General features: G+C 65.4%; 24 protein-coding genes. 13 read left to right on the plus strand and 11 right to left on the minus strand.

Annotated features, from left to right (window positions below):
* Window positions 1-266: 266 nt before the first annotated feature.
* The 3 genes from HUW43_RS12025 to HUW43_RS12035 form a co-directional block, all read right to left on the minus strand.
* Window positions 267-2,357: a TonB-dependent siderophore receptor gene (locus HUW43_RS12025; protein WP_317450864.1), complete on the minus strand. Its 2,091-nt coding sequence runs from the start codon at window positions 2,355-2,357 to the stop codon at window positions 267-269.
* Window positions 2,358-2,555: 198 nt separating this feature from the next.
* The gene (locus HUW43_RS12030) at window positions 2,556-3,572 is read right to left on the minus strand and encodes a LacI family DNA-binding transcriptional regulator (RefSeq protein ID WP_188237641.1); all 1,017 of its coding nucleotides are present in this window, start codon (window positions 3,570-3,572) and stop codon (window positions 2,556-2,558) included.
* A 51-nt stretch (window positions 3,573-3,623) separates the two neighbouring features.
* Window positions 3,624-5,282 (minus strand): CHASE domain-containing protein, encoded by a 1,659-nt coding sequence (locus tag HUW43_RS12035; protein WP_188237642.1) that lies wholly within the window; start codon window positions 5,280-5,282, stop codon window positions 3,624-3,626.
* A 168-nt stretch (window positions 5,283-5,450) separates the two neighbouring features.
* Here HUW43_RS12035 and HUW43_RS12040 point away from each other — a divergent pair, with 168 nt between their 5' ends.
* Complete coding sequence (locus HUW43_RS12040) at window positions 5,451-6,101, plus strand: glutathione S-transferase family protein (RefSeq protein WP_188237643.1); 651 nt, start codon at window positions 5,451-5,453, stop codon at window positions 6,099-6,101.
* Window positions 6,102-6,132: 31 nt separating this feature from the next.
* Here the strand turns inward: HUW43_RS12040 and HUW43_RS12045 are convergent, their stop codons facing one another.
* Window positions 6,133-6,741 carry a TetR/AcrR family transcriptional regulator gene (locus HUW43_RS12045; RefSeq protein ID WP_188237644.1) on the minus strand — a complete coding sequence of 203 codons (609 nt, stop codon included), beginning with the start codon at window positions 6,739-6,741 and terminating at the stop codon, window positions 6,133-6,135.
* A 58-nt stretch (window positions 6,742-6,799) separates the two neighbouring features.
* Between HUW43_RS12045 and HUW43_RS12050 the strand changes: the two genes are divergently transcribed.
* Entirely contained in the window at window positions 6,800-7,690 is an 891-nt protein-coding gene (locus HUW43_RS12050; protein WP_188237645.1) for a metal-dependent hydrolase, read from the plus strand.
* A 158-nt stretch (window positions 7,691-7,848) separates the two neighbouring features.
* On the opposite strand, the gene HUW43_RS12055 is transcribed toward HUW43_RS12050, so the two are convergent.
* The 3 genes from HUW43_RS12055 to HUW43_RS12065 form a co-directional block, all read right to left on the minus strand.
* Window positions 7,849-9,432, minus strand: a complete 1,584-nt coding sequence (locus tag HUW43_RS12055; protein ID WP_188237646.1) for an MDR family MFS transporter — start codon at window positions 9,430-9,432, stop codon at window positions 7,849-7,851.
* Window positions 9,433-9,621: 189 nt separating this feature from the next.
* Window positions 9,622-10,725 (minus strand): HlyD family secretion protein, encoded by a 1,104-nt coding sequence (locus HUW43_RS12060; protein WP_188237647.1) that lies wholly within the window; start codon window positions 10,723-10,725, stop codon window positions 9,622-9,624.
* On the minus strand, window positions 10,725-11,171 hold the full coding sequence (locus HUW43_RS12065; protein ID WP_188237648.1) for a MarR family winged helix-turn-helix transcriptional regulator: 447 nt from the start codon (window positions 11,169-11,171) through the stop codon (window positions 10,725-10,727). The genes HUW43_RS12060 and HUW43_RS12065 overlap by 1 nt, the downstream gene beginning before the upstream one ends.
* A gap of 126 nt (window positions 11,172-11,297) precedes the next feature.
* Here HUW43_RS12065 and HUW43_RS12070 point away from each other — a divergent pair, with 126 nt between their 5' ends.
* From HUW43_RS12070 to HUW43_RS12090, 5 genes are all read left to right on the plus strand, one after another.
* The gene (locus HUW43_RS12070; protein WP_188237649.1) at window positions 11,298-11,945 is read left to right on the plus strand and encodes a 2-hydroxychromene-2-carboxylate isomerase; all 648 of its coding nucleotides are present in this window, start codon (window positions 11,298-11,300) and stop codon (window positions 11,943-11,945) included.
* A gap of 300 nt (window positions 11,946-12,245) precedes the next feature.
* On the plus strand, window positions 12,246-13,010 hold the full coding sequence (locus HUW43_RS12075) for an alpha/beta fold hydrolase (RefSeq protein ID WP_188237650.1): 765 nt from the start codon (window positions 12,246-12,248) through the stop codon (window positions 13,008-13,010).
* A gap of 74 nt (window positions 13,011-13,084) precedes the next feature.
* Window positions 13,085-14,911 (plus strand): M2 family metallopeptidase, encoded by a 1,827-nt coding sequence (locus tag HUW43_RS12080; protein WP_188237651.1) that lies wholly within the window; start codon window positions 13,085-13,087, stop codon window positions 14,909-14,911.
* A gap of 202 nt (window positions 14,912-15,113) precedes the next feature.
* Entirely contained in the window at window positions 15,114-15,386 is a 273-nt protein-coding gene (locus HUW43_RS15740; protein ID WP_223181498.1) for a hypothetical protein, read from the plus strand.
* Window positions 15,387-15,519: 133 nt separating this feature from the next.
* Window positions 15,520-16,341, plus strand: coding sequence for a hypothetical protein (locus HUW43_RS12090; RefSeq protein WP_188237652.1), 822 nt, complete (start codon window positions 15,520-15,522; stop codon window positions 16,339-16,341).
* Window positions 16,342-16,351: 10 nt separating this feature from the next.
* On the opposite strand, the gene HUW43_RS12095 is transcribed toward HUW43_RS12090, so the two are convergent.
* Window positions 16,352-16,612 (minus strand): hypothetical protein, encoded by a 261-nt coding sequence (locus tag HUW43_RS12095; protein ID WP_188237653.1) that lies wholly within the window; start codon window positions 16,610-16,612, stop codon window positions 16,352-16,354.
* Between the two features lie 237 nt (window positions 16,613-16,849).
* Here HUW43_RS12095 and HUW43_RS12100 point away from each other — a divergent pair, with 237 nt between their 5' ends.
* A complete protein-coding gene (locus tag HUW43_RS12100) occupies window positions 16,850-18,325 on the plus strand; it encodes a helicase HerA domain-containing protein (RefSeq protein ID WP_188237654.1) in 1,476 nt (491 codons plus the stop codon).
* A gap of 132 nt (window positions 18,326-18,457) precedes the next feature.
* On the opposite strand, the gene HUW43_RS12105 is transcribed toward HUW43_RS12100, so the two are convergent.
* Window positions 18,458-18,826, minus strand: a complete 369-nt coding sequence (locus HUW43_RS12105; RefSeq protein WP_188237655.1) for a PilZ domain-containing protein — start codon at window positions 18,824-18,826, stop codon at window positions 18,458-18,460.
* 106 nt (window positions 18,827-18,932) lie between these two features.
* On the opposite strand from HUW43_RS12105, the gene HUW43_RS12110 reads away from it, so the two are divergent.
* From HUW43_RS12110 to HUW43_RS12125, 4 genes are all read left to right on the plus strand, one after another.
* A complete protein-coding gene (locus HUW43_RS12110) occupies window positions 18,933-20,534 on the plus strand; it encodes a lysine--tRNA ligase (RefSeq protein ID WP_188237684.1) in 1,602 nt (533 codons plus the stop codon).
* Window positions 20,535-20,694: 160 nt separating this feature from the next.
* Entirely contained in the window at window positions 20,695-21,189 is a 495-nt protein-coding gene (locus tag HUW43_RS12115; RefSeq protein WP_188237656.1) for a DUF3291 domain-containing protein, read from the plus strand.
* Window positions 21,190-21,301: 112 nt separating this feature from the next.
* Window positions 21,302-21,784, plus strand: a complete 483-nt coding sequence (locus HUW43_RS12120) for an asparaginase domain-containing protein (RefSeq protein WP_188237657.1) — start codon at window positions 21,302-21,304, stop codon at window positions 21,782-21,784.
* A 99-nt stretch (window positions 21,785-21,883) separates the two neighbouring features.
* The gene (locus HUW43_RS12125; RefSeq protein WP_188237658.1) at window positions 21,884-22,759 is read left to right on the plus strand and encodes an LOG family protein; all 876 of its coding nucleotides are present in this window, start codon (window positions 21,884-21,886) and stop codon (window positions 22,757-22,759) included.
* Between the two features lie 46 nt (window positions 22,760-22,805).
* Here the strand turns inward: HUW43_RS12125 and HUW43_RS12130 are convergent, their stop codons facing one another.
* A complete protein-coding gene (locus HUW43_RS12130; RefSeq protein WP_188237659.1) occupies window positions 22,806-23,237 on the minus strand; it encodes a c-type cytochrome in 432 nt (143 codons plus the stop codon).
* A complete protein-coding gene (locus HUW43_RS12135) occupies window positions 23,237-23,884 on the minus strand; it encodes a c-type cytochrome (protein ID WP_188237660.1) in 648 nt (215 codons plus the stop codon). Before HUW43_RS12135 ends, HUW43_RS12130 begins: the two co-directional genes overlap by 1 nt.
* Window positions 23,885-24,065: 181 nt before the next feature.
* On the opposite strand from HUW43_RS12135, the gene HUW43_RS12140 reads away from it, so the two are divergent.
* Window positions 24,066-24,959: a prephenate dehydratase gene (locus tag HUW43_RS12140; RefSeq protein WP_188237661.1), complete on the plus strand. Its 894-nt coding sequence runs from the start codon at window positions 24,066-24,068 to the stop codon at window positions 24,957-24,959.
* Window positions 24,960-24,978: the final 19 nt, after the last annotated feature.

Genomic DNA, 24,978 nt, shown 5'->3' on the forward strand with positions numbered 1-24,978 from the left:
ATCGCGGACCTGATCGGCGTCCATCCCCGTGGGTCAGGTCAAGCGCTGCACGCCGGGCCGAAAGCCGGGTTCCAGGGCGCGCCAGGCCAGGCGTTGCTTTGCGATCCCCGCGCCGCCCTGACGTTCGGCGGTGTTCCGATAGGTGATGGGCAGCTATTTGGACCTGTCAGCCCCAGCGCGGGGCGCGGCGAGCGCGGACGCGGGGCGCCCGCGCCGTGCTGCGGCGGCGGAGCGGGAAGACGGCCATCCGCCTTCCCGCATCCCGGTCAATATTTGACACGCGCCGTAAAGCGGGCGTTGATCGGTGCCCCCGGCGTGATGTTGTTGAGGTTGTGCGCGTCGGAGAAATAGCTTTCGTCGAGCAGATTTTCGACATTGACCTGGAACTCGACGCGCTCGTTCGCCTTGACGAACAGCGCGGCATCGACGCGCGTGAAGGCAGGAAGCCGGGTCACCGTGGGCGCGGTGCGAATGGCGGCAAACTGGCTTGACTGATGGACCACGCCCAGTCCCATCCCGACATTGCCGTTGAAATCATAACGGTTCCACAGCGCGATCTGATGCTTGGGCACCTGCCCCAGCCGAATGCTGTCGTCATTCTTGCGATGGGCGTCCTGATAGGTATAGCCGCCGCTGACCTGCCAGTTCGGCGCGATCCGGCCGGTCAGCGCCAGTTCGATGCCCTTGGTTCGCGTGTCGGTAAGGAACTGCGATCCCGGCACGCCCGCGACCGGCACGGCCGTATTGTTGCGGTCGAGCCGGAACAGCGCCAGCGTGAAATTGAGATCGGGCCGGATGTCCCATTTCGCGCCGATTTCGTAATTGACCATCCGTTCGGGCGTCAGATCCTCTTGCGCCGGCGACGAGCCCGACGCGGGCGCCAGCGTCAGAAACTGATCGCCCGATCGGGGGAGGAAGGACCGGCTGTAGCTGCCGTAGATCGAGACATTTTCCTGTGGCTTCAGGATCAGGCCGAGCCGCGGCGACAGCTTTTCATCGGTGCGACCGAAGGCGCGCGGCGTGCCGATCAGGTCGGTGCCCTTGATCTCGAACCGGTCGTACCGCACGCCAAGGACGAGGTCGACATGCCTGCCGAATGCGATCTGGTCCTGCGCATAGGCCGAGAAGAACTGGACGCGCGATTCGGTGTTGCGGACCAGCGCACCGAAGCTGACCGTAGGATAGACGATGTTGGCAAGGTTGAGCGTGCTGTTCGACAGCGTGCCGTTGCGGCGCTGATTGGTCGAATCCTGATCGCCATATTCAAGGCCGAGAAGAACCCGGTTTTCGATCCCGCCCACGTCGACGTCCCAGAGCAGGTTGCTCTGCGCGATGAAGTTCTGGCGCCGGGTCGGGTCGGTGTAGCTTGACAAAGCGACGGTGCCGGTCGGGCCGGTGGCGGCGCCATTGGCAAAGACGTTGGTGTAATATTTGTCATAGTCGCCATAAAGGAGCGTGGTCGACCATGTCAGCGCGTCCGCCAGTTCACCGTCGATGCGTGCCTTGACGATATGCGCCTCCAGCCCCGCGCGATTGACGCCCGGAACGCCGAAAAATGTGTCGCGATACCCCGTGATCGGGCGGTTCGGCCGTCCGGGGGCGGTTGCGATCGACGGCACCCCGCGATCGGTCACGCGGTCGTCGTTCACATATTCGTAGGACAGGCCCAGCTTCCACCGGCCCAGATCGACCGCGACATAGGGGTTGATCGCATAACGTTCGCCATCGAAGAAATCGCGATGATTGTCGAGGCGCTCGTAATGGGCGTTGATCCGGAATGCCGCGCGGCCGCCGATCGGCGCATTGACGTCCGCGGCAACGTCCCATGCACCGAAGCTGTTGGCGCTGAGCGTGCCGCCGACCGCCAGCGCATCGGATGACGGCGTTTTCTGCACCCGATTGATGACGCCGCCGCTGCCGCCGCGGCCAAAGATCATCGCGAAGGGGCCTTTGAGTATTTCGACCCGCTCGATGTTATAAAGGCTGCGGAAATACTGGACGTCGTCGCGGACGCCGTCGATAAAGAAGTCGGCGGTCGTGTTCTGGCCGCGCAGGGTGATCTGGTCGCGGTTGCCTTCGCCCTGACCGATGGTGGTGCCGGGGACGTAGCGCAGGACGTCGGCGATCGAACGCGACGCCTGGTCGTCCAGCCGCTCGCGCGTGACCACCGAAATCGTCTGGGGCACGTCGATCAGCGGCGTATCCGTCTTGGTCGCCGTGACCGAGTTGGTCGCGACATAGCCGTCCGACTTGCCGATCACCAGGATGGTGCGCGCGTCCTCGCGCTCGGCTTCGCTGGCGTGTGCCGACGCCGGAAAGGCCGCAGCGGCGGCGGAAAGCAAAAGCAGTTTCTTCACAAGGCCCCCTGTTGGATTCGCTGAGTGTCGCGGGGCCGCTAACGCTAATGCGAGCGAATTGCAACTCTGTCACGGGATCGCGCGAAGAAATTGCCGAGCATCGGCCGGGGTGGCTGCGCGCCGCCCGTCGATTGCCGGGCGCGCCGTGGCGTGAGGGTTCGCCGCGGACCGGACTTTGAACCGGACCCGTTCGGGGATTCAGGCGGTGCCGCGCACGACGAGGCGAACGGGGATGCGCGTGCCGCTGCGCGTGCGCTCGTCGTCCTCGAGCGCCATGGCGACGAGCGCTTCGCCCGCGGCGTCGAGATCGGGTTCGAGCGTGGTGAGCGCGGGGTCGGCGAGGGTTCCTGCGCGGATGCCGTCGAAGCCGATCAGCGCGACGTCCTGCGGGACGCGGCGCCCGGCGTCTTTCAGCCCTTGCAGCACGCCGAGTGCGAGCATGTCGCTGGCGGCGAAGATCGCGTCGACGTCCGGGTGCTGGGCGATGAGCGCCTGCGCGGCGGCGACGCCCTGCGCATGGCGGTCGGCGGCGACGGGCGGCTCGGCGAGCATGGGGGTCAGGCCGTGTGCGGCAAGCGCGGCGGTGAAGCCGTCGCGGCGCTCGTCGAACTGGCGCTGCGGCGATTGCTGCGGCCCGACGAAGGCGATGCGGCGGCGGCCGAGCCCCACCAGATGTTCGGCCGCCATCTGGCCGCCCTCGTCATTTTCGCTGCGCATCCAGTGAAAGGGGCTGCCGGGGCTGCCCCAGCAGACGAAGTCGAGACCCGCGGCCTGCGCCTCGGCGAAATAATTCCAGGCGGCGCGGTTGCTGGTGGTGCCGATGACGATCATCGCGTCGGCGAGCCCCGATGCGACAAAGTCGGCGCGGAAATTGTCGGGGCTTTCCTGAAAGCTGACGAGCAGGTTGAAGCCGCGCGCCGAGGTCGCGGCGGCGATGCTGCCAAGCAGCGCGAAATAAAAGGGATTGATCGCGCTGCGATCCTCGCCGGGGCGACAGATGGTGACGAGCGCGATCGTCTCGCTGCTTTTCAGCCGCAGCGACGAGGCGTGGCGGTCGACGACATAGCCCAATTCGCGCGCTGCGGCGGCGACCCGCGCGCGCGTTTCGGCATTGACGCCGGGTGATCCCCGAAGCGCGCGCGATACGGTCGATTGCGATACGCCCGCGCGCTCGGCGACGTCGAACGATGTCGGGCGCAGCATTTTGGCGGTCATGGCGGCGGCATTCTCCCCTCGGCCTGTCTCTTGCCGGGGGGCGGGGCCTTGTCAATCCGCGTGCTGCGTCGTGGCGGAGCTGCGGTCGGGCCAGCGGATGACGATGGCGAGGCGACCGGGCGCTGCCGTTCGTGTCCAGCGGCCTTTCAACTGCCGTTCGATCAGCGTGCGGATGAAACGCGTGCCAAAGCTTTCATTCTCTATATCCGGTGTTTCGGGAAGGCCGCTTTCGGTCCAGTCGAGCTCTACCTCGCCGCCGTCGCGGTGCCATCCGACGCTGAGCACCCCCTTGCCCGCCAGTGCGCCATATTTGATGCTGTTCGTGGCGAACTCGTGGATCGCGAGCGAGATGGCCTGTGCGCCTTCGTCGTCCAGGCGCACATCGGGACCGGTGATCGCGGCGAGCCGGTCGGCCGAAACGCCGGCAAGGTCAAGTTCGCGATGGATGATGCGTTCGAGTTCGACGGTGTCGACCGCGCCAGTGACAAGCATCTGCTTTGCGTCCGACAGCGCGCGCATCCGGCCGTCGAACTTTGCCTCGAACTCGTCGAGGCTCGCCGATTCGCGCAAGGTGATGCGCGCCAGCGCGCCGATGCGGGCAAAGGCGTTTTTCATGCGATGCGCCATTTCGCCGATCATCAGCTCGCGGTCGGCGGCGCGCAGCGCCTGTTCGTCGGCGAGCGCGCGGAAGGCGTCGACGCGGCGATGCTGGAGCCGGTGGAGCTGCATCGCGAGCAGCATGATCGCCAGTCCGAAGAGGAAGATGGCAAAGGGCCGCCCCAGCCGTTCGAACAGGCGGCTGTAGGAAATGCGCAGCGTCCACCGTCGGTCGGCCAGTTGCAGCACCTGTTCGTGCGGATCCCAGCCCATCGTCCCGTGGCGATAGGCAAGCGGCGCCGACGGCCCTTCACCCGCATAGATTTCGAGCCCGTCGATGGAGCGGAGCTGCGCGCCGAGGATCGCGGTCATCAGATCGTCGATGCGGAAGGGGGCATAGACAAAGGCCTCGATCGGCCGCGCACCCGGCGCGCTGGCAAAGGTCGCCGCGCGCGGCACGTCGCCGGCAAGCGCAGCGCCGGGCGCCGACTGGTCGGCATAGACGGGGACATAGATAAGGAAGCCGGACTGGCGCCTGGCCGCGCCGCCTTCCTGCACGAGCTGGACGATGCCGCTCGTTGCGGGCTGTCCGGTCTGCCACGCGCGGCGCATCGCGGCGCGGCGCACGGGTTCGCTGTACATGTCATAACCCAGCGCCTTGTCGCGGCGCGGGGTTCGGGGTTCGAGCAGGACGATCGGAAAGCCAATGGGCTGGTCGCTGGCCGGCCAGACCGCAATGTCCCGGCCGTAATTTTCGCGCAGCATTGCTTCCGCCGCGGCGGGCGCCCCCTGTCGCATCGCGACCGCGATGCCGATCCCCTCCAGCCCCGGCGCGTGAACCTGTGGTCGGAGCGCGGCCAGATAGGCGCGGATGCCGGGGCCGTTCGAACGGCCGTCCGACTGATAAAGCGCGCGCACGCCTTCAAGCAGCGCGACATGATCGCGCAACCGCGTGTCGATCTGCATCGCAACCCGCTCGGCGCGGTCGCGTTCCTCGGCGCGATTATAGAGGAAGCTGCCCGCCGCTGCGGCGAGCGTGGCGATCAGGATGACGAGCCCGACAAAGCGGGCCGAAAGCGCGAGCAGCCGGTCTGCCCATGACAAAGGGCGCATCTCTCTGTCCTGCCTGCTGGCTGCCGCGGCAGCGCCCCCCTCCGGTCCTGCGATGTTCCACGCCGCGCCGTCGATGGCAAGCCAATTTCGTTCCATTGCGGCCGCTTAACGGGTTGTGATTCGCAACCTTTGGCCTATGGTCGTGCCGGTTTCCGGAAAGGATCTGCGATGATTATCTATGGGTCAGTGGTATCGCCCTTTGTGCGCAAATTGCTTGGCTATCTGGGCGAAAAGGGGATCGACTTCGAGTTGAAGGGCGTCGGGCTCGGCGATCCCGATCCGGGTTTCCAGGCCGCCTCGCCGCTGGGGAAGATGCCCGCGATGGACGACGACGGTTTCCTGCTCGCCGATTCAAGCGCGATCATCCACTATCTGGAGGCGAAGCAACCCGAACCCGCGCTGATCCCCGCCGATCCCCGCGAGCGCGGGCAGGTGATCTGGTGGGAAGAGTTCGGCGACACGGTGTTCGCGGCGTGCAGCGGCAAGATGTTCTTCAACCGCATCGTGGCGCCCAAGTTTCTGGGCCGCGAAGGCGACCTGGCTGCCGCAGCGGCCGCCGAGGCGGAGGAGCTGCCCAGGCTGCTCGATTATCTGGAAGGCGCGATCCCCGCGTCGGGCTTCCTCGTCGGCGACCGGCTGACGCTCGCCGATCTGGCGGTCGCGTCGCCGCTGATGAACTTCCGCCACTGCGGCGCGCGCGTCGACGCGGGCAAGCATCCGAAGATCGCGGCATGGAGCGAAGCCATATTGTCGCGGCCAAGCATGGCGCCGTGGATCGCCAAGGAAGAACGGATGATGGCGAAGGTGCTGGGCGGGTGAGGGGAGGCGGCTTCGGCCGGCCCGCCGCTTCTCAACCCGCCGCCTTGCCCCCATGTTCGGCCCAGAATTTCGCGATGCGCCCCGTGATGAGTTCGGTGGCGAGGACGCGCGCGGTGTCGCGGGGAAGGCCGAGGGCTTCGGCCATCGGGCCGCCGAGCTGCGCGTCGCCCAATGCCATCAGGACGAGCGCCAGCGTGTCTTCGTGCATCAGCCGTTTTTCGTCGGCATCGGGCGCCATGCCGTCGATCAGGCGGTGGATCGCCTCGACGATCGGGTCAAGCGCGTCGTCATTGCCCGTCGCCGCCATCCACGTCGCGAGCGCGCCCGCGCCGCCGCTGTTGAAGGCGTCGAAGGCGAGGTCGACGATCTCGCGCACATTGCGTTCGCCCGGCGGCGATTCGGCCATTTTTTTGCCGATCGTTTCGCAGACGGTTTCGGCCTGATAGGCGGCGAGCGCCTTTTGCAGCCCCGCCGCGCTGCCGAAATGATGCAACAGATTGGCGTGGGTGCGATCGATCCGCGCCGCGACGGCCTTCAGCGTCACCGCGGCCGGCCCCATCTCGATCAGGATCTGGCGCGCCGCCTCCAGCGCGGCCGAACGGCTTTCTTCGGGACTGAGACGCTTTTTGACTATTGACATTTATGTAAGTTATACCCTATTGCTGACCCCGACATCCCTTTTCGACGGTAAATGCCATATGTCCAGCCTTTCCCGGTCTCCCACCCCCGCCGACCTGTCGATCACCCCGCGCGACATGCGCTTTGGCCGCGCCGACAAACAGGGCCGCTGGTGGCTGAACGGCGATCCGATCGCCTCGGCCTTTCACACCGCGCTGTCGGTCACCTTTCCCAAAGGGGAGGCGATGTTCATCGAGGCGGTGAAGGCGCACCGCGACGGCGTGCCCGAAAAGCTGGCGCGCGAAATCCGCGCCTTTACCCAGCAGGAAGTGATCCACAGCCGCGAGCATGTGGTGTTCAACAGGAAGGCGGCCGAGGCGGGATATGATCTTGGCGAACTCGAAGCCGACGTCGACGAGGTGATGGAAATCATAAAGGCGCGGCCGCCGATCGTCAACCTGATGGCGACGATTGCGCTTGAACATTATACCGCGATGATGGCGGCCGTGATGCTGCGCGAGGAACGGATGTATGCGGGCGCCGAACCCGAATGGGCCGCGCTGTGGAAATGGCACGCGATCGAGGAAATCGAACATAAGGGCGTCGCCTATGACACCTGGCTGCACGCGACGAAGGACTGGAGCCGGTTTCGGCGCTGGCGCGCCAAGTCGCTGATGATGCTGCTCGTCACCTCGCGTTTCTGGCCGCGGCGGGTGAAAGGCATGAAGGCGCTGCTGAAGCAGGATGGCCTGACCGGCTGGCGCGTCACGGCGCGCATCTGGTGGTATCTGCTCGGTTCGCCCGGCGTGCTGCGCAAAAGCTTCCTGCCGTGGCTCGCCTATTTCATGCCGGGGTTCCACCCGTGGAACCACGACGACCGCGCGCTGATCGGCAAATATGAAAGCGATTATGCCGACGCGGTGATGCCGACGCAGTCGTCGCGGCCCGAACTGGCCGCCGCGGCGGGCTGAATATCCTTTCCTGCGAAGGCGGGCCGTCCGGAGCGGTTCTCTCTCCCCGAATCCGGCGCCTGCCTTTGCGGGGGTTCGGATTGCGTTATGTTGAACCGGCGCCGACTCAGCTTCGCTCGACACGAACGGGGGCGTAGCACGGATTAAATACACGCCCGTCAATGTCCCATGTCGGCGGCCGACGCCGCAGGCGCGCCGACCCTGGGCGGGCGGAGCAGGAGGACGAGGGGCACCGAGAGCGCCGTCACCCACATCATCGCCCAGAAATCGTCGATATAGGCGACCATCGCCGCCTGTCGGTTGATCTCTGCATCGAGCATCGCCAGCGCCCGGTCGCCGACGATGCCGAAACGGTCGGCGGTCGAGGGATCGAGAAGCGCGACCGAGCTGCTGGTGACATGCGCGGCGAGATCCTGATGACTCGTCTGGATGTTCGTGCCGAGCAAGGTCGTGACGACCGAAATGCCGACCGAAGCGCCGAGACTGCGGAGCAGGTTGAGCAGGCTCGACCCGTCGGTGCGGTGCTGCGGCGCGATCGTCGCAAAGGCCATGGTATTGAGCGGAATGAAGATCAGCCCCATGCCCAGCCCCTGTACCAGCCCGCTGACAATCACCGGCTGCATCCCCATGGCGAGCGACCAGTGGCTCATCTGCCACAGCGAAAACGCCGCAATGGCAAGCCCGGAACCGACGAGCCATCGCGCGTCGATCCTGCCCAGCAATTGCCCCGCGATCCACATGCTGATGAGGATGCCGATACCGCGCACCGCGAGCACCAGCCCGGTGTCGATCACCGGCCAGCCGAACAGATTTTGCAGCATCGGCGGCAACAGCGCCATCGACGCGAACATGACGATGCCGATGACGATCATGAAACCCATCGCGGTGACGAGGTTGCGGTCGGTAAGCATCGCGCGGCTGAACAGCGGCGCGCGCGCGGTGAACAGGTGGACCAGGAAAATCCACAGGCATGCGATCGCGACGCCCAGCTCGATCCATATTTCGGCGCTGTCGAACCAGTCGAGATGCGCGCCGCGGTCAAGCATCAGTTGCAGCGCGGCGAGCCCCAATGCGAGCATCGAAAAGCCGAAGAGGTCGAATCTGCGGTCGCGCCCGCGCATAGCGGGCAGCAGCGCCCACATCAGCGCGAGGGTGACAAGCCCGACGGGCAGGTTGACGTAAAAGACCCAGCGCCAGTTGACGCTTTCGGTAAGCCAGCCGCCGAGCACCGGTCCCATTATCGGCCCGATCATGATTCCCATGCCCCAGATCGACATGGCGCGCGCGTGGCGTTCGGGCGGGTTGATGTCGAGCATCACCGATTGCGACAGCGGGGCGATGAAGGCCGCGAATATGCCTTGCAGAAAGCGGAAGACGACCATCTGTTCGAGCGATTGCGCCGCGCCGCACGCCATCGACGCGACGATGAAGCCGGCGATCGCGGCAAGGAACAGCTCGCGCCGCCCGACGCGATCGGCCAGCCAGCCGGTGATCGGCATCGCGATGGCGCTTGCAAGGATATAGCTGGTGAGCACCCACGTCACCGTCTCGCTCGTCGCGCCGAGCGCCGATTGCATGTGCGGGATGGCGACATTGGCGATCGTCGTGTCGAGGATCTGCATGATCGACGCGCCCATGACGGCAATGGTGAGCAGACCGCGGTAGCGCACCCGTTGGTGAAGGGGGATCGTATCGTCGGCGGGGAGCGTGGCGGCGGCGGGACGGCGGGGAAGGGATGCCATTAGCGCGCAGCGTCAAAATCTTCCCCATCGACTTGCGATGGGCAGGGGGGGCGCTTGCGAGGCGAACGGTGCCGGGGCCGCGACGGCGGTGTCATCGCCCCTCCCTCAGCCCTGGCGGCCGCCACCGCCCCATCGCAAGCCGATGGGGAGGATCGAAAAGGTGGCAATGGCTCCACATGGTGCGCACCCCTATTTCCCCGCCACCGCGCCGCGGCCGGTGAACACCGTCACCTTGGCCGACAGCCCGGCGATCATGTCGCGTGCCGGCTTTTCGTCGAACGCGATGCGCACAGGGACACGCTGCGTGACCTTGACCCAGTTGCCGGTGGCGTTCTGTGCCGGGAGCACCGAAAATTCGCTGCCCGTGCCTGCGCCGATCGTCAGCACATGGCCGCGGACCGTCAGCCCCGGATAGGCGTCGAAGCGGATTTCGGCGCGCTGGCCGACGCGCATGTCGGCAAGGTCGGTTTCCTTGAAATTGGCCTCGACCCACGGGTGGGCGGTGTCGACGATGGTCAGCGCGGGAAGGCCGGCGACCATCGTCTGCCCGACCTGCAGGCGATCGGCCTGTGCGACGCGACCGGCGCGCGGTGCGCGGACGGTGGTGCGCGCGAGATTGACCTCGGCCTGCGACCGCTGGACGCGTGCGGCCTGAACCTGCGGGTTGATGCCGCTCGACGGCCCGGCGGCGAGTCTGGCGCGCGCTTCCACCGCGGCGGCTTCGGCCTGGCGGACGCGCTCGCGCGCCTGCGCAAGCGCGTGGCGCGCCGCATCATAGGCGGCGCGCGTCGTAAAGCCCTTTTCCATCAGCGCCGCCTGCCGGTCGAAATTGACCTGGGCGAACTTCACCTCCTCGCGCGCCGCGGCGATGTCGACGTTCGAGCTGTTGGCGCTTGCGGCGAGATTGCCGACTTCGACCTCGGCGGCGTCGATCGCCGCGGTCGCCTGGGCGACGCTCAGCGCATAGGGTTCGCCATCGATGCGAAAAAGCAATTGTCCCCTGGAGACCTGCTGCCCGTCGCGCACGGCCACCTCGATGATGCGCCCGCCGACCTCGGCGGCGACCGACACCTTGTCCATCTGGACATAGGCATTGTCGGTCGACACCGATCCGCCACCGAGCAGCCACCAGCCGCCACCGCCCGCAACCAGCGTGAGGGGGAGTCCGAACATCAGCAAGCGTGTGCGCCAAACGGTTTTCGTTGCGGTTTCTGTGGCCGGGTATGGCACCGGGTCCGCTTTGGGCGGCGACACGGCGTCGGCCTGGGGCCGCGTGCGGGCGAGCTGGTCCATCAGGCGGGCTCCGTTTCCTTCACGCAGACGCGCCGCGACAGGTTGGCGCGCACGCGCGCGACGAGATCGAGGAGCCGGTCGCGTTCGGCGGCGCTGAGCCCCTCGAGCGCATCGTCGTTCAGCGCCTCGACGACAGGGCGGATACCGCCGAGCAGATCGGCGGCGCGCGTGGTCAGATACAGTTGCCACGCGCGGCGGTCGGCGGGGTCGGGGCGACGTTCGACCAGCCCCGCCTCGACCAGCCGATCGACCATCCGCGACAGGGTGATCGGCTCGACCTCGATCAGGTCGGCAAGCGGACCCTGCCGTATTCCCTCGTGGCGTTTGAGATAGGTGATGAGCCGCCATTGCAGCGCGGTGATGCCGCTATTCCTGACGCGCGCATTGAAGGCGCGCCGGTAGAGCCGCGCGGTGTCGTTGAGGATGAAGCCGATCGTTTCCGTCATGGCATGACATATAATAGCAATTGCTATTATAATCAACCGGCAGGTCGTATTGGCAACCGTCTCGAATATGGTGTAAAAATTATTTACAGCGCTTGCATGTCGCTGATTTTCAGGCAGGATGTGGCGATGACTTTGACGGCCGACCTTTTCTGGTCCTTTCGCTCACCATACAGCTATCTTGCGATCGGCCGCTATCGTGCGCTGGCCGCGAGCCACGACGTGACGATCAACCTGCGCCCCGTCTATCCGCTCGCGATCCGCCAGCCCGACTTTTTCGAGCGCAACCATCCCAACTGGCTGAGCTATATGATGCGCGACATGATCCGCGTGGCGCAGTTTCACGGCATTCCCTTCGGCCCGCCGCGCCCCGACCCGATCGTGCAGGACGTGCGGACGCGAGCCATCGCCGATGAGCAACCGCATATCTATCGCCTCACCCGGATGGGGCAGGCGGCGACGCGGCGCGGCAAGGGGCTCGCCTTTGCGCACGAGGTGGGGCAGATTATCTGGGGCGGGGCGGTCGACTGGCATATCGGCGATCATCTGGCGGGCGCGGCACGGCGCGCCGGGCTTGACCTGGCCGAGCTGGAAATCGAAGCAGGTGACGACGCCGTGGCGCTCGACAACGAAATCGCGGCCAATCAGGTCGCGCTGGAAATCGCGGGCCATTGGGGCGTGCCGACCCTGGTGTTCGAGGGTGAACCCTTTTTCGGGCAGGACCGGATAGAGATGGCGAAGTGGCGGATGGAGCAGAAGGGGCTGCGGGCGCGATAGGGCGTGGGGTGGGTCGTCACCCTGACGTTGCTTGTCGCGGGCTGCGGTTTTGGGGCGCAGGCGGCTGCACGGACGAAAGGCGATTGCGCAGAGTTTGCAGGGGTCGCAAAGACGATATCGGGATTCACGCGGAAACGCGGGGTTGAAGCCGTTGCCGACGATATATCGCTTGACGTCCCGGCCATCCACGCCCTGTTCGATGAACGGCTGCGCCGATCCTTCTTTCGGCTCCCCGACAGCCGCGACCCCGCATCCCTTGCCCGGTTGCGTGAGCTTCGGCGATGCGGCTAAGGCGGCACCATGACCATCGATCCCCATTTTTTCGAGGCGCGCGACGGCGTGCGGCTGGCGTGGCGCGAAACGGGGCCGGAGGCAGGTGGCGGCCGGCCGGTCGTGCTGCTCCACGGCCTGTTTTCGAGCGGCGAGGTCAATTGGATCAAGTTCGGCACCGCGGGGCGCATCGCGGCCGAGGGCTATCGCGTCATCATGCCCGACCTGCGCGTGCACGGGTCGAGCGACGCGCCGCACGAGGAAGCATTTTACCCGTCCGACGTGCTGGTGCGCGACCTGGAGGATCTGGTCGCGCATCTGGGCCTCATCGATTTCGACCTTGGCGGCTTTTCGCTCGGCGCGCGGACCAGCGTGCGCGCGGTCGTCGCGGGGATGAAACCGCGTCGGCTGATCCTGGGCGGCATGGGGCTGGCGGGGCTGGCCGGCTGGCAGCGGCGCGGCGCCTTTTTCAAGCGCGCAATCGCCGAATATGAGACGGCGAAGCGCGGCGACGACACCTGGCTGTCGATCCAGTTCATGAAGACGATGAAGGTCGACCGCATCGCCGCGGGGCATTTGCTCGACAGCTTTACCGACACGCCGCCCGATGCGCTGGCGGCGCTGACGATGCCGGTTCTCGTCGTGTGCGGCGAGCAGGACCGCGACAATGGTTCGGCCGAGGAACTGGTGGCGGAACTGCCCGATGCGCGGCTGGCGACGATTCCGGGGACGCATATGTCAAGCGTGACCGAGGCGGCGCTCGGCGAGGCGATCGCGGCGTTCCTCGCGGCTTGACCCGGCGCGCGGCGGGCGTCAAGCTGGACCTATCGCGCCAGAGAGCGCAACCGAAACTCCAGAGGACGCACTCCATGAAAGCCATGATCTCGACGCTGTCGCTTGCCCTGTCGCTCGCGGTGGCAACCCCCGCCCTTGCACAGGCGGCGCCCGCCGCCGCCCCCACCGCGGCCGACGCCGAAGCCTTTATCGCCGCGGCCGAAAAAGACCTGTTCGACTATAGCGTCGAGGCGAGCCAGGTGAACTGGGTCAATGCGACCTATCTCACCGAGGATACCGACGCGATGGCGGCACGGATCAACGCGGTCGGCACCGAAAAGGCGGTGAAATATGCGCTGGAGGCCGCGAAATACAGCGATGTTCCCGGCATCAGCGCCGAAACGATACGCAAGCTCAATATCCTGCGCACGGGTCTCGTGCTGCCCGCGCCGACGACGCCGGGCGCCGCAACCGAACTCAACCAGATCGCGACCGACCTGCAGTCGCAATATGGCAAGGGCCGCGGCACGCTGAACGGCAAGGAGATTTCGGGGTCGGACATCGAGGCCGAGATGGGCAATATCGACCGCACCCCCGCCGAACTCGCCGAAATGTGGACGAGCTGGCACGACAATGTCGGTGCGCCGATGAAGGATGATTATGCCCGCATGGTCGCCATCGCGAACGCGGGTGCGAAGGAGCTGGGCTTTGCCGACACCGGCGCGATGTGGCGGTCGGGATACGACATGTCGCCAGAGGATTTCGCAAAGACGACCGAGCGTTTGTGGCAGGAAGTGAAGCCGCTTTACATCGCGCTCCACACCTATGTCCGCTCGAAGCTCAACGAGAAATATGGCGACGCGGTGCAGCCCAAGACCGGCCCGATCCGCGCCGACCTGCTCGGCAATATGTGGGCGCAGGAATGGGGCAATATCTATCCGCTCGTCGCGCCGCCGGGGACGGGCGACCTTGGCTATGACATCGGCGAGCTGCTCGCGGCGCAGGGCAAGTCGCCGATCGACATGGTCAAGATCGGCGAAAACTTCTATTCGTCGCTCGGCATGGCGCCGCTGCCCGATAGTTTCTGGACGCGGAGCATGTTCACCAAGCCCGCCGACCGCGAAGTCGTCTGCCACGCTTCGGCGTGGAACATCGACAACAAGGACGATATCCGCATCAAGATGTGCATCAAGGTGAATGCCGACGATTTCGTCACCATCCACCACGAGCTTGGCCATAATTATTATCAGCGCGCCTATAACAAGCAGCCGTTCCTGTACCTGAACGGCGCCAACGACGGCTTTCACGAGGCGATCGGCGATTTCGTCGCGCTGTCGATCACGCCGCAGTATCTGGTCGACATCGGCCTGCTCGACAAGGCGAAGGTGCCGAGCGCCGACAAGGATATCGGGCTGCTTCTGCGGCAGGCGATGGACAAGGTCGCCTTTCTGCCGTTCGGCCTGCTCATCGACCGCTGGCGCTGGGGCGTGTTCGACGGGACGATCCAGCCCGCCGATTATAACAAGGCGTGGACCGAGATGCGCACCCGCTATCAGGGCATCGTCCCGCCGACCGAGCGCCCCGCCGATGCGTTCGATGCGGGCGCAAAATATCATATTCCAGGCAACACGCCCTACACGCGCTATTTCCTGGCGCGCATCCTGCAATTCCAATTCTATGAGGCGGCGTGCAGGCAGGCGGGGTGGAAGGGACCGCTTCACCGCTGTTCCTTCTATGGCAACAAGGATGTCGGCGCGAAGCTCAACGCGATGCTCGAAATGGGGGCGTCAAAGCCGTGGCCCGACGCGCTTCAGGCCTTCACCGGCAAGCGCGAGATGTCGGGCAAGGCGATGGCCGATTATTTCGCGCCGCTGAAAAAATGGCTCGACGAGCAGAACAAGGGCAAGCCGCAGGGTTGGTAAACGCCGCGGGCAGGGCAGACACGAAGGGGCCGGGGAGAGGACTTCCCGGCCCTTTTTTTGGGGTGAGGTCGGCGGAATCCAGTGTCGGCAGCGTCGGGGGCGATTCGAAACGTTCACTTCTGTCCGTTCGCCTTGACGATGCCGCTGCGGCGTGGGGATCGATCCAACGGTCGAGGATGTCCCGGATCGGCATCGCGTCAAAGTGGTTCCAGCGTTCGCGACCGCGCCGTTCGGCGATCATCAGCCCGGCCTCCTCCAGCAGCTTCAGATGCTGCATCACCGAGCAGCGGTCGATTTCGGGAAGGCGCTCGACGACGGGCGCACGCTCGTCGAGATTGCCGAAGAGGGCTGGCGCGAAAATCAGGGTGCGCTGAAAGCGAGCTATGGCCATTGCGAGGGCTGGACGCAGATGCTCTGCGCGCTCAAGGCATGGCTGGAACATGGCATCAATTTGCGTGCGGGGATGTATAAATAGCGCGAGTGGTCGCCTTTTCTTCGTTCGTCACTTAAAAAGCTGTTGCAACAATATGGTTTTGCGACAATTTCCAGCGACATGCCGGGGCACGGGGGCTGTCTTGCGGTGCCGGATTCGTGACGAAGGAGGATCTATGAAGCGTCTTGCCCTGACCATCGCCCTTGCTGCGGGTCTTCCCGCCGCGGCCAATGCCGCGACCTGCGAACAGGGTTTCGTGAAAAAGGGCAATCCGGTGACGGGGCTGCGCTTTATCGCGACGACCAATGTTCCGGGGATGAGCGCGGCTAGCGCTGTCGGGCAATTGAACGGCATCGTTGCTGCAAAAGGTTATGACATATTGGCCGCGGAGCAGGAAAGCGGCTCGATGCTGATCGAGCAGCCGCAGACCGGAAAGGCGCGCTCTTTCCCGATCGAGATTGCCGCCGACGGTGCGGGCAATGTGCGTATGGAGGCGAAGCTGCGTCCCGCGATGGGCATTCCCGAAGCCGCGGCGAAGGCGGAGATGTGCGGCATATTGAACCAGCTCAAGGGCGGCAAGGCGGGCGAGGCGCTTGCGGCAAAGGGCATGCAGGCGACGACCGCCGCCGGCGCGCCGATCCGCATGAGCGTCTTGCGCTTTTCGCAGGACATCACGGGCGAGGCCGACAAGAACAGCGCCGCGGTGCCGCTGCGTTACAAGAATAAATCCTTCACCCTTTACGGTCCGGTCGCCTATGTCGGGCCGGTCGGCGACAGCTATCGCGTCGAATGGAAACTGGTGTCGAACGTGCTGACCGACATCGTGCCCGGCCGTTCGTCAGCGGGGATGACGGTGAACTGCGTGCTGGCAAAAGGACAGGGGCCTTATGCGCTCAAGCTGAAACCCGGCAAGCACGCCGAGCTGACGGGGACGTTCGACCGCCTCGATTATGGCCTGTCGCTGGTGTGGCTCAAGGATTGCCGCCCGGTGAAATGACGGGTGAGGGTTAATCCCCGCCCGCGCGGTCCGCCAGATCCATGAAATCGCGCGCGGCGTCGCGTTCGCTTTCGTCCTTGAACGCAACGTCAAGGTCGGGGGCGTCGCCGAGCATATACATCAGCGCCCACAGCGCGAAGCGGCGGCCGGGGTTGGTTTCCAGCCCGAAATCGACGCGCATCCGCTCGGCGCCCGCGGCGCGCGCCTGGGGCGTAATCGCGGCGAGGTCGGCGGTGCCGAAATAGCGGCGGAGCTGGTCGTCGAAATCCATGGCGGCCCTTTTGGGCGCTTCGCGGGGAATGGCAAGCCTGCCAGCCGATCACATTCCTCAAACCCGGTTCCGGCGGCGCCTGTCGACGCGCTGTTCCTCCTTTGACGCGGCAAAAAAGCATGGCGCTTCGACAAGCTGAGGGCGAACAGGCGGGGCTAACCCGAAGCTTCCCGAAATCGGCCCACCCGAAACGCCACGCGGTTGTCATTCCCACATACGCCCGATAGGGCAGCGCGCGTGAAGACCAGCATCGAGATCGGGACCGACGCGGCGGGACAGGGCGTGCGTATCGACGTGCAGGAACTGCTCGCGACGCGCCTGCTCGTTCAGGGCAATTCGGGCTCGGGCAAGTCGCACCTCTTGCGCCGCATCCTCGAGGAAAGCGCCGCGCTGGTGCAGCAGGTCGTGATCGATCCCGAAGGCGATTTCGTGACGCTGGCCGACGCCTTCAACCATGTCGTCATCAACGGCGGCGATTACAACGAGCGCGAGATTGCGGCGATGGGGGCGCGGATTCGCGAACATCGCGCCTCGATCGTTCTCAGCCTCGAATCGCTCGACATCGAGGCGCAGATGACCTGCACCGCGGCGTTCCTCAATGCGCTGTTCGATGCGCCGCGCGAACATTGGTTTCCCGCGCTTGTCGTCGTCGACGAGGCGCAGATGTTCGCGCCGTCGGCGTCGGGCGACGTGTCCGACGCCGTCCGCCGCGCGAGCCTGAGCGCGATGACCAATTTGATGTGCCGGGGGCGCAAGCGCGGCCTGGCGGGCGCGATCGCGACGCAGCGGCTGGCGAAGCTTGCCAAGAATGTCGCGGCCGAGGCGAGTAATTTCCTGATGGGGCGCACATTCCTGGACATCGACATGGCGCGCGCCGCCGACCTGCTCGGCATGGAGCGGCGGCAGGCGGAGACGATCCGCGACCTCGAGCGCGGGCATTTCCTGGGGCTCGGCCCCGCGATCTCGCGCCGCCCGCTGGCGATCCGCATCGGCGCGACGCGGACGGCGACGCGGATGGGGACGCACAGCCTGATGCCGCTGCCGGTCGCGGCGGGCGACGATATGCGCTCGATGCTCTTTGCCGAGGAGGAGGAGGCGCCCGCGATGCCGCGGGCCGCCCTGGTCGAACCCGAACCCGTCGCGGCGGGCGAACTGCTCGAACGGATTGCGGCGAGCGAACCGCTGCACGCCGATACCGCAGCGCCGCCCGTGCTCGACATCGTCGAGGCGGTAGCCGAGGCCGAGGAGGCCGACGCGGTGGTGATCGCGACGCTGGAGGCGATGCTGGACGATCCCGACAGCGCCTTTCAGGGCGAAGCGATGCTGTATCAGGATTTTTCGGTGCGCTGCCGGATGGCGAAGCTGAGGAAAGTGCCGCTCGACCTCGCCGCCTTTCGCCGCCGCTTTGCGCTGGCAAAGGGGGGCGTGTTCGACCCCGCGGAGCCGCGCTGGCAGGGCGCGCTTGCCGTTGCCGACCGGCTTCCGCCCGACATGGTCGCGCCCTTCCTGCAAATCGCGCGCGCGGCGATGGAAGGGGCGCCCTGCCCCGACGACGAAGCGCTCGGCCGCGCTTATGGCAGCCGCTCGCCGGGACGCATCCGCCGCCTGATCGACTATATGGAGAAACAGGGCGCGATCGTCGTGCGCGCCGATTTCGGCGGGCGGCGATCGATCGGGATTCCCGAACTGGGGCTCAGCACCGAGGCGGAATAGCGACGGGGCCAACGGCGCCCCAATCGGTCGTCATTCCGGCGAAGGCCGGAATCCCGCCCCGGCATGATGACGCAAGCGGCAAGATCCCGGCCTTCGCCGCGATGGCGATCGTGGCAAGACCAAGGTAAATGCTCAGCTCAACCCGCGCCGCCCGAAGGTGACGGGCCGCTGGCTGTGGAAAATCTGCGCGGGGTTAATCATCGCCGCGGCGCGCGCGCGCTCAAGCGCGTTGTAAAGCGGGCCATGCGTCAGCTCAAAGGGGAAGTGCACGCCCATGCGGTCAACTTCTGACCACATCACGACGGCGTAGACGACCTGTCCGCCATAATGGATTTCGCAGCGCGAGCGCGCAGGCATCGCGGCACCGGCGATTTGCGCGCCGCCCTCCGACAGGTCGGTGATGCGGCCTTCGACGAAGTTGAGCACGCCATTGACGGTCACGTCGATGGCGACGCGGGTGCGCTCGTGGCGGCGCGGCGTGGGGAGGCGAGGAGTGGTCATGCGGCGAACCTAAGTTCGTCATGGTAAATAATCCGGTAACGACGATCGCGGGCACAGAGCAATTTTGCCTTTCGATTCGGATGCGCTTGCCGCTATGGGCGGCGCCATGGTCCCGCTGCATCTTCATCCTTCGCTGCGCGAGCCCGCGCAAACGTCCAAGGCCTGGCCGTTCGAGGAAGCGCGCAAGCTGGTCAAACGCTATCCCGACGGCAAGCCCGGCGGCGAAGCCGTGCTGTTCGAGACGGGTTATGGCCCGTCTGGCTTGCCGCACATCGGCACTTTCAACGAAGTGCTGCGCACGACCATGGTGCGCCGCGCCTATGAAACGCTGACCGGCGGCGCGGCGACGCGGCTCGTGGCGTTCAGCGACGATATGGACGGTCTGCGCAAGGTGCCGGACAATGTGCCGAACGGCGCCATGCTGCGCGAGCATCTGGGGCGGCCGCTGACCGCGATCCCCGACCCGTTCGGCAAATATGAAAGTTTCGCGCACCACAATAATGCGATGCTGCGCGAGTTTCTCGACCGTTTCGGCTTCGATTATGAGTTTGTGAGCTCGACCGAGCGCTATCGGTCGGGGGCGTTCGACGAGGCGCTCAAAAATGTGCTGCGCCACAATCAGCATATCCTCGACATCATGTTGCCGACGCTTCGCGCCGAACGCGCCGCGACCTATTCGCCGATCCTGCCGGTCAGTCCCAAGTCGGGGGTCGTTTTGCAGGTGCCGGTCACGGTGGTCGATGCCGAGGCGGGGCTGGTGTCGTTCGAGGATGACGGCGAGACGATTACCCACAACATCCTGGGCGGCGGCGCGAAGCTGCAATGGAAGGTCGACTGGGCGATGCGCTGGGTCGCGCTGGGTGTCGATTATGAAATGTACGGCAAGGATCTGACCGACAGCGGCGTCCAGTCGGGCAAGATTGCCAAGGCGCTCGGCGGTCGCAAGCCCGAGGGGCTGATCTACGAGATGTTCCTCGACGAGAAGGGCGAGAAGATTTCCAAGTCGAAAGGCAATGGCCTGTCGATGGAAGAATGGCTGGCCTATGGCAGCGAGGAAAGCCTGGCCTTTTACGCCTATCGCGAACCCAAGGCGGCGAAACAGCTGCATATCGGCGTCGTGCCGAAGGCGGTCGACGAATATCTTCAGATGCGCGGCGCCTATCCGGCGCAGCAGCCCGACAAGAAGCTGGGCAACCCCGTGCATCATGTGCATGTCGCGCGCGGGCAGGATGTGCCGGAAACGGTGCTGCCGGTCACCTATGGCCTGTTGCTCAACCTTGTCGGGGTGATGGGTGCCGATGCGTCGAAGGAGCAGATCTGGCGATACCTCGGCCAATATGTCGAAGGCGCGAACGCGGCCCGCTATCCCGAACTCGACGCGCTGATCGACAATGCGATGGCCTATAACCGCGATTTCGTCGCACCGACGCTCCAGCGCCGCAAGCCTGAGGGTGGCGAGGTCGCGGCGCTGCGCGAACTCGACGCGAAGCTCGCCGCGCTGCCCGCCGAAGCCTCGGCCGACGACATCCAGAATATCGTCTATGCGATCGGCAAGAACGAGGCCTATGGCTTTGAAAATCTGCGCGACTGGTTCAAGGCGCTCTATGAGACTCTGCTCGGGTCGAGCGCGGGACCGCGCATGGGCAGCTTCATTGCGCTGTTCGGCATCGACAATACGCGGCGGCTGATCGCCGAGGCGCTCGGCTGAGGCAAGAGGAGAAATCCGTTCGTGTCGAGCCCTTCGACTGTCTTGGCGGGCGCTCAGGATAAACTTCAATCCCGGTTGACGTTGCGGCACCCGTCGGAACGGCGCAGGATCGAGGGGCATTGCGACGTCGCCCGATGCGAACGGAATTGAGGAGGCCCGAATGATCGCAGACCCTGCTTTCCAACTCGCCCAGATCAATATCGCGCGCTTTCGCCTGCCGCCCGATCATGTCGCCAACCGCGACTTCATGGACGCGCTCGACGCGGTGAATGCCATTGCCGAGGCGAGCGACGGCTTTGTCTGGCGGTTGACGGGCGATGGCAACAACGCGACCGACGTTCCCGTCACCGACGATCCGCATGTCATCGCGAACATGTCGGTGTGGCGCGACCTCGATGCGCTCGCCGCCTTTGTCTATCGCCAGCCCGACCATCTGGCGATCATGAAGCGGCGCAAGGAGTGGTTCGATCATATCGGCGTATATCAGGCGCTCTGGTGGGTGCCCGCGGGCCATCGCCCGACCGTCGCCGAGGGCATGGCGCGGATCGCGATGCTGGATGCAAAGGGGCCGACCGCCGACGCCTTCACATTCAAGCAGCCCTTCGCTGCTCCCGACGGCACCTCGGCGCTGCCGGTGCAGGACGAATGCGCATGAAGTCCAACATAGACCCGCTTGCATCGCGCCGGGTCGAGAGGCCCATCGATCGACCATGCCTTCAGAATGTCTCGACTGCGTTCGACACCAACGGAAACAAGGGCAGCTCCCGATGATCGACATCTTCACCACCGGCGGGACGATCGACAAGGTCTATTTCGATGCGCTGAGCGAGTTCCAGATCGGCCCGGCCGCGATCCCCGACATGCTGCGCGAGAATAATGTCCATGTGCCGCACCGCGTGACGCAGCTGATGCGCAAGGACAGCCTGGAGTTGACCGACGCCGACCGCGAGACGATCCGCGCCGCGGTCGCGGCGAGCGACGCGGCGCGCATCCTCGTGACGCACGGCACCGACACGATGGTCGTCACTGGCCGCGCCCTCGCCGGGATCGAAGGCAAGACGATCGTGCTGACGGGCGCGATGCAGCCCGCGTCGGTGCGCGCGAGCGACGCCGAATTCAACGTCGGCTTTGCGCTGGCGGCGGTCCAGACGCTGCCGCCGGGCGTCTATGTCGCGATGAACGGGATGATCTTCGATCCTCAGCGGACGGTGAAGGACCGCGCGGGCGCGCGGTTCGTGGTGAAGGACTGACACCATGTTTGTCGTCATCCTGGCCTTTGCCCGAATGAGGTTGGGGGTATGGCAGAGGCTGACTTGGCAAAGTCATGCGAAGCGTATAGCCGCTCGCTAATGGCAGAAGATAAACAACCCCATCGTTCGCGTTTCCACAAGGCCAAGGACGACGCGCAATTCGCCCGGCAGGCGACCACCACGCCGCAAACGGCGCATCCCGCCTATCGGTTGGCGTTTCAGGATAATGATTTTCTGCTGCGCGAGGATTTGCGTCCCGTCCGTTTCCAGCTCGAATTGCTGAAACCCGAACTGCTGCTTGACGAAGCCGGGATCGAATCGACGCTCGTTGTCTATGGCTCGGCGCGTATTCCCGAACCCGGTGAAGCCGATGCGCTCGAAGCCGCGGCGACCGACGATGTCACACGAAACATCGCCCGGCGCCTGAAGGCCAAGGCCAAATATTATGACGAAGCGCGCGCGCTTGCGCGGCTCGCAAGCCAATATCCGTGCGATGACAAGGGCTGCCGCCATTTCGTCGTCTGCTCTGGCGGCGGACCATCCATCATGGAAGCGGCGAACCGCGGCGCCGCCGACGAGGGGCGCGAATCGATCGGGCTCAACATCGTGCTCCCGCACGAACAGGCGCCGAACCGTTATGTCACCCCGTCGCTGAGTTTCCAGTTCCACTATTTCGCGCTGCGCAAGATGCACTTCCTGCTCCGTGCGCGCGCCGTGTGCGTCTTTCCCGGCGGATTCGGGACGTTCGACGAAATGTTCGAGCTGCTCACGCTGATCCAGACGGGCAAGATCAAGCCGATCCCGATCGTCCTGTTCGGCAAGGAGTTCTGGCACCGCGTCGTCAATTTCGAGGCGCTGGTGGAGGAAGGTGTCGTCAGCGCGCGTGACCTTGATCTCTTCCAGTTTGTCGAGACCGCAGACGAAGCGTGGAAGATCGTCACCGACTTTTACGCGAACGTCGAACAGCAAGATTGAGAACAACCCTGTGGCCCCCGACAGCGCGGGGCGACGGCCGGTTCCGTTATTTCTGTGCTTTCAGATACAGGATCAGCGCCTTGCGATCCGCCGTGTCGGGCACCCCGGCAAAGGCCATGCGCGTACCGGGGACGTCCTTCATCGGTGCTTCCAGATAGGCGTCAAGCGCGGCTTCGTCCCAGACGCCGCCCTTCGCCTTCATCGCGCCCGAATAGGAAAAGTCCGGCTTTGCCGCGACGGGGGCGTCGACGATGGCGTGGAGGTTCGGGCCGATGCCGTGACGGCCACCCTTGTCGACCGTGTGACAGGCGACGCAGCGCCGGAAAATCTGTTCGCCCATCGCCGCCGTCGGTTCGACTGTCGGCGCTTCGGTTGCGGGCTGGTCTGTTGCCCGGTCGTCGGTGGGCGGGGGGGCGTCGTTCTTGCCGCAGCCGACGAGCAGCAGCGCGCCCGCCAGCAGGACGGGCGCGGCGCGCATTATTTCGCCGCTTCGGTCGGTGCAGCGGCGCCTTCGGCCGCCGCGTCCGTCGAGGCGGCGGCGCCTTCGGCAGGCGGGGTGGCGCCTTCGGTTGCGCCTGCGGCGGCATCGGCGGTCGCGACCGCTTCGACGGGCGGCAGCGGCAGGTTCGATCCCTGCGCGTTCATGTAAACGATCAGGTTCGCGCGGTCTTCGGCGCTGCTGAGGCCCGCGAACGACATTTTGGTTCCCGGCGCATATTTGCGCGGGCTTTTCAGCCATTCGTCCATGCTGGCGAAATCCCAGTTGCCGGGAATGCCCTTCAGTGCCTCTGAATAGGCAAAGCCGGGCACATGGCCGTGCGCCTTGCCCAGCGCGCCGTAAAGATTGGGACCGATGCCGTTGGCGCCGCCCGCGTTGATCGTGTGGCATGCCGCGCATTTCGCGAACACCGCTTCGCCCTTCGCCGGATCGGCGGCGGCAAGCAGGTTGGCAAGCGGCACCGCCGATTCGCCGCCTTCTCCGCCGGCTTCGGCGTCTTCGATCGGATATCCGGGTTTTTCGGGAGCGTGGGTCGCGAACAACATGCTCGACCCGATGGTCAGGCCCAGCGCGCAAATGCCGGCGAACAGCACCCAGCCGGCAATGGTATTGTTGCGATTGTCCATGCTCTAACAGCCCCGTTAGCTGGCGGCCATATGTGGGCGCCTTTGTGATTTGGAGGCTCCCTTACTGGCGCGGCGGCGGCGGCGCAAGGGGATGAAATCGGCCGACGCGCCGCCGCTGCCGTCGGTTGCGCGGTTGAGACGGTGCCGCTATGCGCCGCGGTTCCAGCGTGGGAAGGCAGTCATGGGCAGTTATTCGGCTTCGGCGCAGCATCTGGTCGATAAAATGCGCGCGTTGGCGCTCGCCGAACCTGCGCGTGGGCTGGCGTTTCAGGGCGCGCCTGGCGCGAACAGCGATCTTGCGGCGCGCGAATATGACCCCCATTCGCTGCCGCTCCCCTGCTATGCCTTCGAGGACGCGATCGACGCTGTGCGCGAAGGTCTGGTCGACCGCGCGATCATCCCGATCGAGAACAGCCTGCACGGGCGCGTCGCCGACATTCATTTCCTGCTGCCCGAATCCGGCCTGTCGATCGTCGGCGAGCATTTCCTGCCCATCCGTTATGGACTGATGAGCCGGAATCTGGGCCCGGTGACGCGCGCGATGAGCCACGAACAGGCGCTCGGCCAGTGCCGCAAATGGCTGCGCGCGAACAATATCGCTCCCGTCGCGCACAGCGACACCGCGGGCGCCGCCGCCTGGGTTGCCGACAGCGATGAGGTCGGCCTGGCCGCGCTGGCGCCGCCGCACGCCGCCGATCTCTATGGATTGACGCTGCACGGCACGGGAATGGAGGACGCCGATCATAATATGACGCGCTTCGTCGTGCTGGCGCGCGAACCCTTGCGCGATTTTTCGGCGGTCGAAGGGCCGCTGATGACGACCTTCATGTTCGAGGTAAAGAATATCCCCGCGGCGCTTTACAAGGCGCTCGGCGGCTTTGCGACCAACGGCGTCAACATGACCAAGCTCGAAAGCTATCAGACGGGCGGCAGCTTTGCCGCGACCAAATTTTACGCCGACATCGTCGGCGCACCGGGGGACGAACGCGTCGACCGCGCGCTCGAGGAACTGGATTTCCAGACCAAGTCGCTGCGCCTGCTCGGCACCTACGCACAGGCGCGCCCGCGGCCCTGAACCGTCGCGCGCCAGGCCG

Origin of the sequence: Sphingopyxis sp. LK2115, from assembly GCF_014595975.1 — a bacterium.
In the GTDB taxonomy this organism is placed as follows: domain Bacteria; phylum Pseudomonadota; class Alphaproteobacteria; order Sphingomonadales; family Sphingomonadaceae; genus Sphingopyxis.

What these genes read in the sequence shown, in the direction of transcription:
- HUW43_RS12120 (WP_188237657.1), top strand. Translation starts at nt 21,302, where the DNA reads ATGATCGACATCTTCACCACCGGCGGGACGATCGACAAGGTCTATTTC.
- HUW43_RS12095 (WP_188237653.1), bottom strand. Translation starts at nt 16,612, where the DNA reads ATGGATTTCGACGACCAGCTCCGCCGCTATTTCGGCACCGCCGACCTC.
- HUW43_RS12125 (WP_188237658.1), top strand. Translation starts at nt 21,884, where the DNA reads ATGGCAGAAGATAAACAACCCCATCGTTCGCGTTTCCACAAGGCCAAG.
- HUW43_RS12070 (WP_188237649.1), top strand. Translation starts at nt 11,298, where the DNA reads ATGACTTTGACGGCCGACCTTTTCTGGTCCTTTCGCTCACCATACAGC.
- HUW43_RS12115 (WP_188237656.1), top strand. Translation starts at nt 20,695, where the DNA reads ATGATCGCAGACCCTGCTTTCCAACTCGCCCAGATCAATATCGCGCGC.
- HUW43_RS12035 (WP_188237642.1), bottom strand. Translation starts at nt 5,282, where the DNA reads ATGCGCCCTTTGTCATGGGCAGACCGGCTGCTCGCGCTTTCGGCCCGC.
- HUW43_RS12050 (WP_188237645.1), top strand. Translation starts at nt 6,800, where the DNA reads ATGTCCAGCCTTTCCCGGTCTCCCACCCCCGCCGACCTGTCGATCACC.
- HUW43_RS12045 (WP_188237644.1), bottom strand. Translation starts at nt 6,741, where the DNA reads ATGTCAATAGTCAAAAAGCGTCTCAGTCCCGAAGAAAGCCGTTCGGCC.
- HUW43_RS12140 (WP_188237661.1), top strand. Translation starts at nt 24,066, where the DNA reads ATGGGCAGTTATTCGGCTTCGGCGCAGCATCTGGTCGATAAAATGCGC.
- HUW43_RS12060 (WP_188237647.1), bottom strand. Translation starts at nt 10,725, where the DNA reads ATGGACCAGCTCGCCCGCACGCGGCCCCAGGCCGACGCCGTGTCGCCG.
- HUW43_RS12135 (WP_188237660.1), bottom strand. Translation starts at nt 23,884, where the DNA reads ATGGACAATCGCAACAATACCATTGCCGGCTGGGTGCTGTTCGCCGGC.
- HUW43_RS12090 (WP_188237652.1), top strand. Translation starts at nt 15,520, where the DNA reads ATGAAGCGTCTTGCCCTGACCATCGCCCTTGCTGCGGGTCTTCCCGCC.
- HUW43_RS12030 (WP_188237641.1), bottom strand. Translation starts at nt 3,572, where the DNA reads ATGACCGCCAAAATGCTGCGCCCGACATCGTTCGACGTCGCCGAGCGC.
- HUW43_RS12110 (WP_188237684.1), top strand. Translation starts at nt 18,933, where the DNA reads ATGGTCCCGCTGCATCTTCATCCTTCGCTGCGCGAGCCCGCGCAAACG.
- HUW43_RS12055 (WP_188237646.1), bottom strand. Translation starts at nt 9,432, where the DNA reads ATGGCATCCCTTCCCCGCCGTCCCGCCGCCGCCACGCTCCCCGCCGAC.
- HUW43_RS12080 (WP_188237651.1), top strand. Translation starts at nt 13,085, where the DNA reads ATGAAAGCCATGATCTCGACGCTGTCGCTTGCCCTGTCGCTCGCGGTG.
- HUW43_RS12075 (WP_188237650.1), top strand. Translation starts at nt 12,246, where the DNA reads ATGACCATCGATCCCCATTTTTTCGAGGCGCGCGACGGCGTGCGGCTG.
- HUW43_RS12130 (WP_188237659.1), bottom strand. Translation starts at nt 23,237, where the DNA reads ATGCGCGCCGCGCCCGTCCTGCTGGCGGGCGCGCTGCTGCTCGTCGGC.
- HUW43_RS12105 (WP_188237655.1), bottom strand. Translation starts at nt 18,826, where the DNA reads ATGACCACTCCTCGCCTCCCCACGCCGCGCCGCCACGAGCGCACCCGC.
- HUW43_RS12040 (WP_188237643.1), top strand. Translation starts at nt 5,451, where the DNA reads ATGATTATCTATGGGTCAGTGGTATCGCCCTTTGTGCGCAAATTGCTT.
- HUW43_RS12065 (WP_188237648.1), bottom strand. Translation starts at nt 11,171, where the DNA reads ATGACGGAAACGATCGGCTTCATCCTCAACGACACCGCGCGGCTCTAC.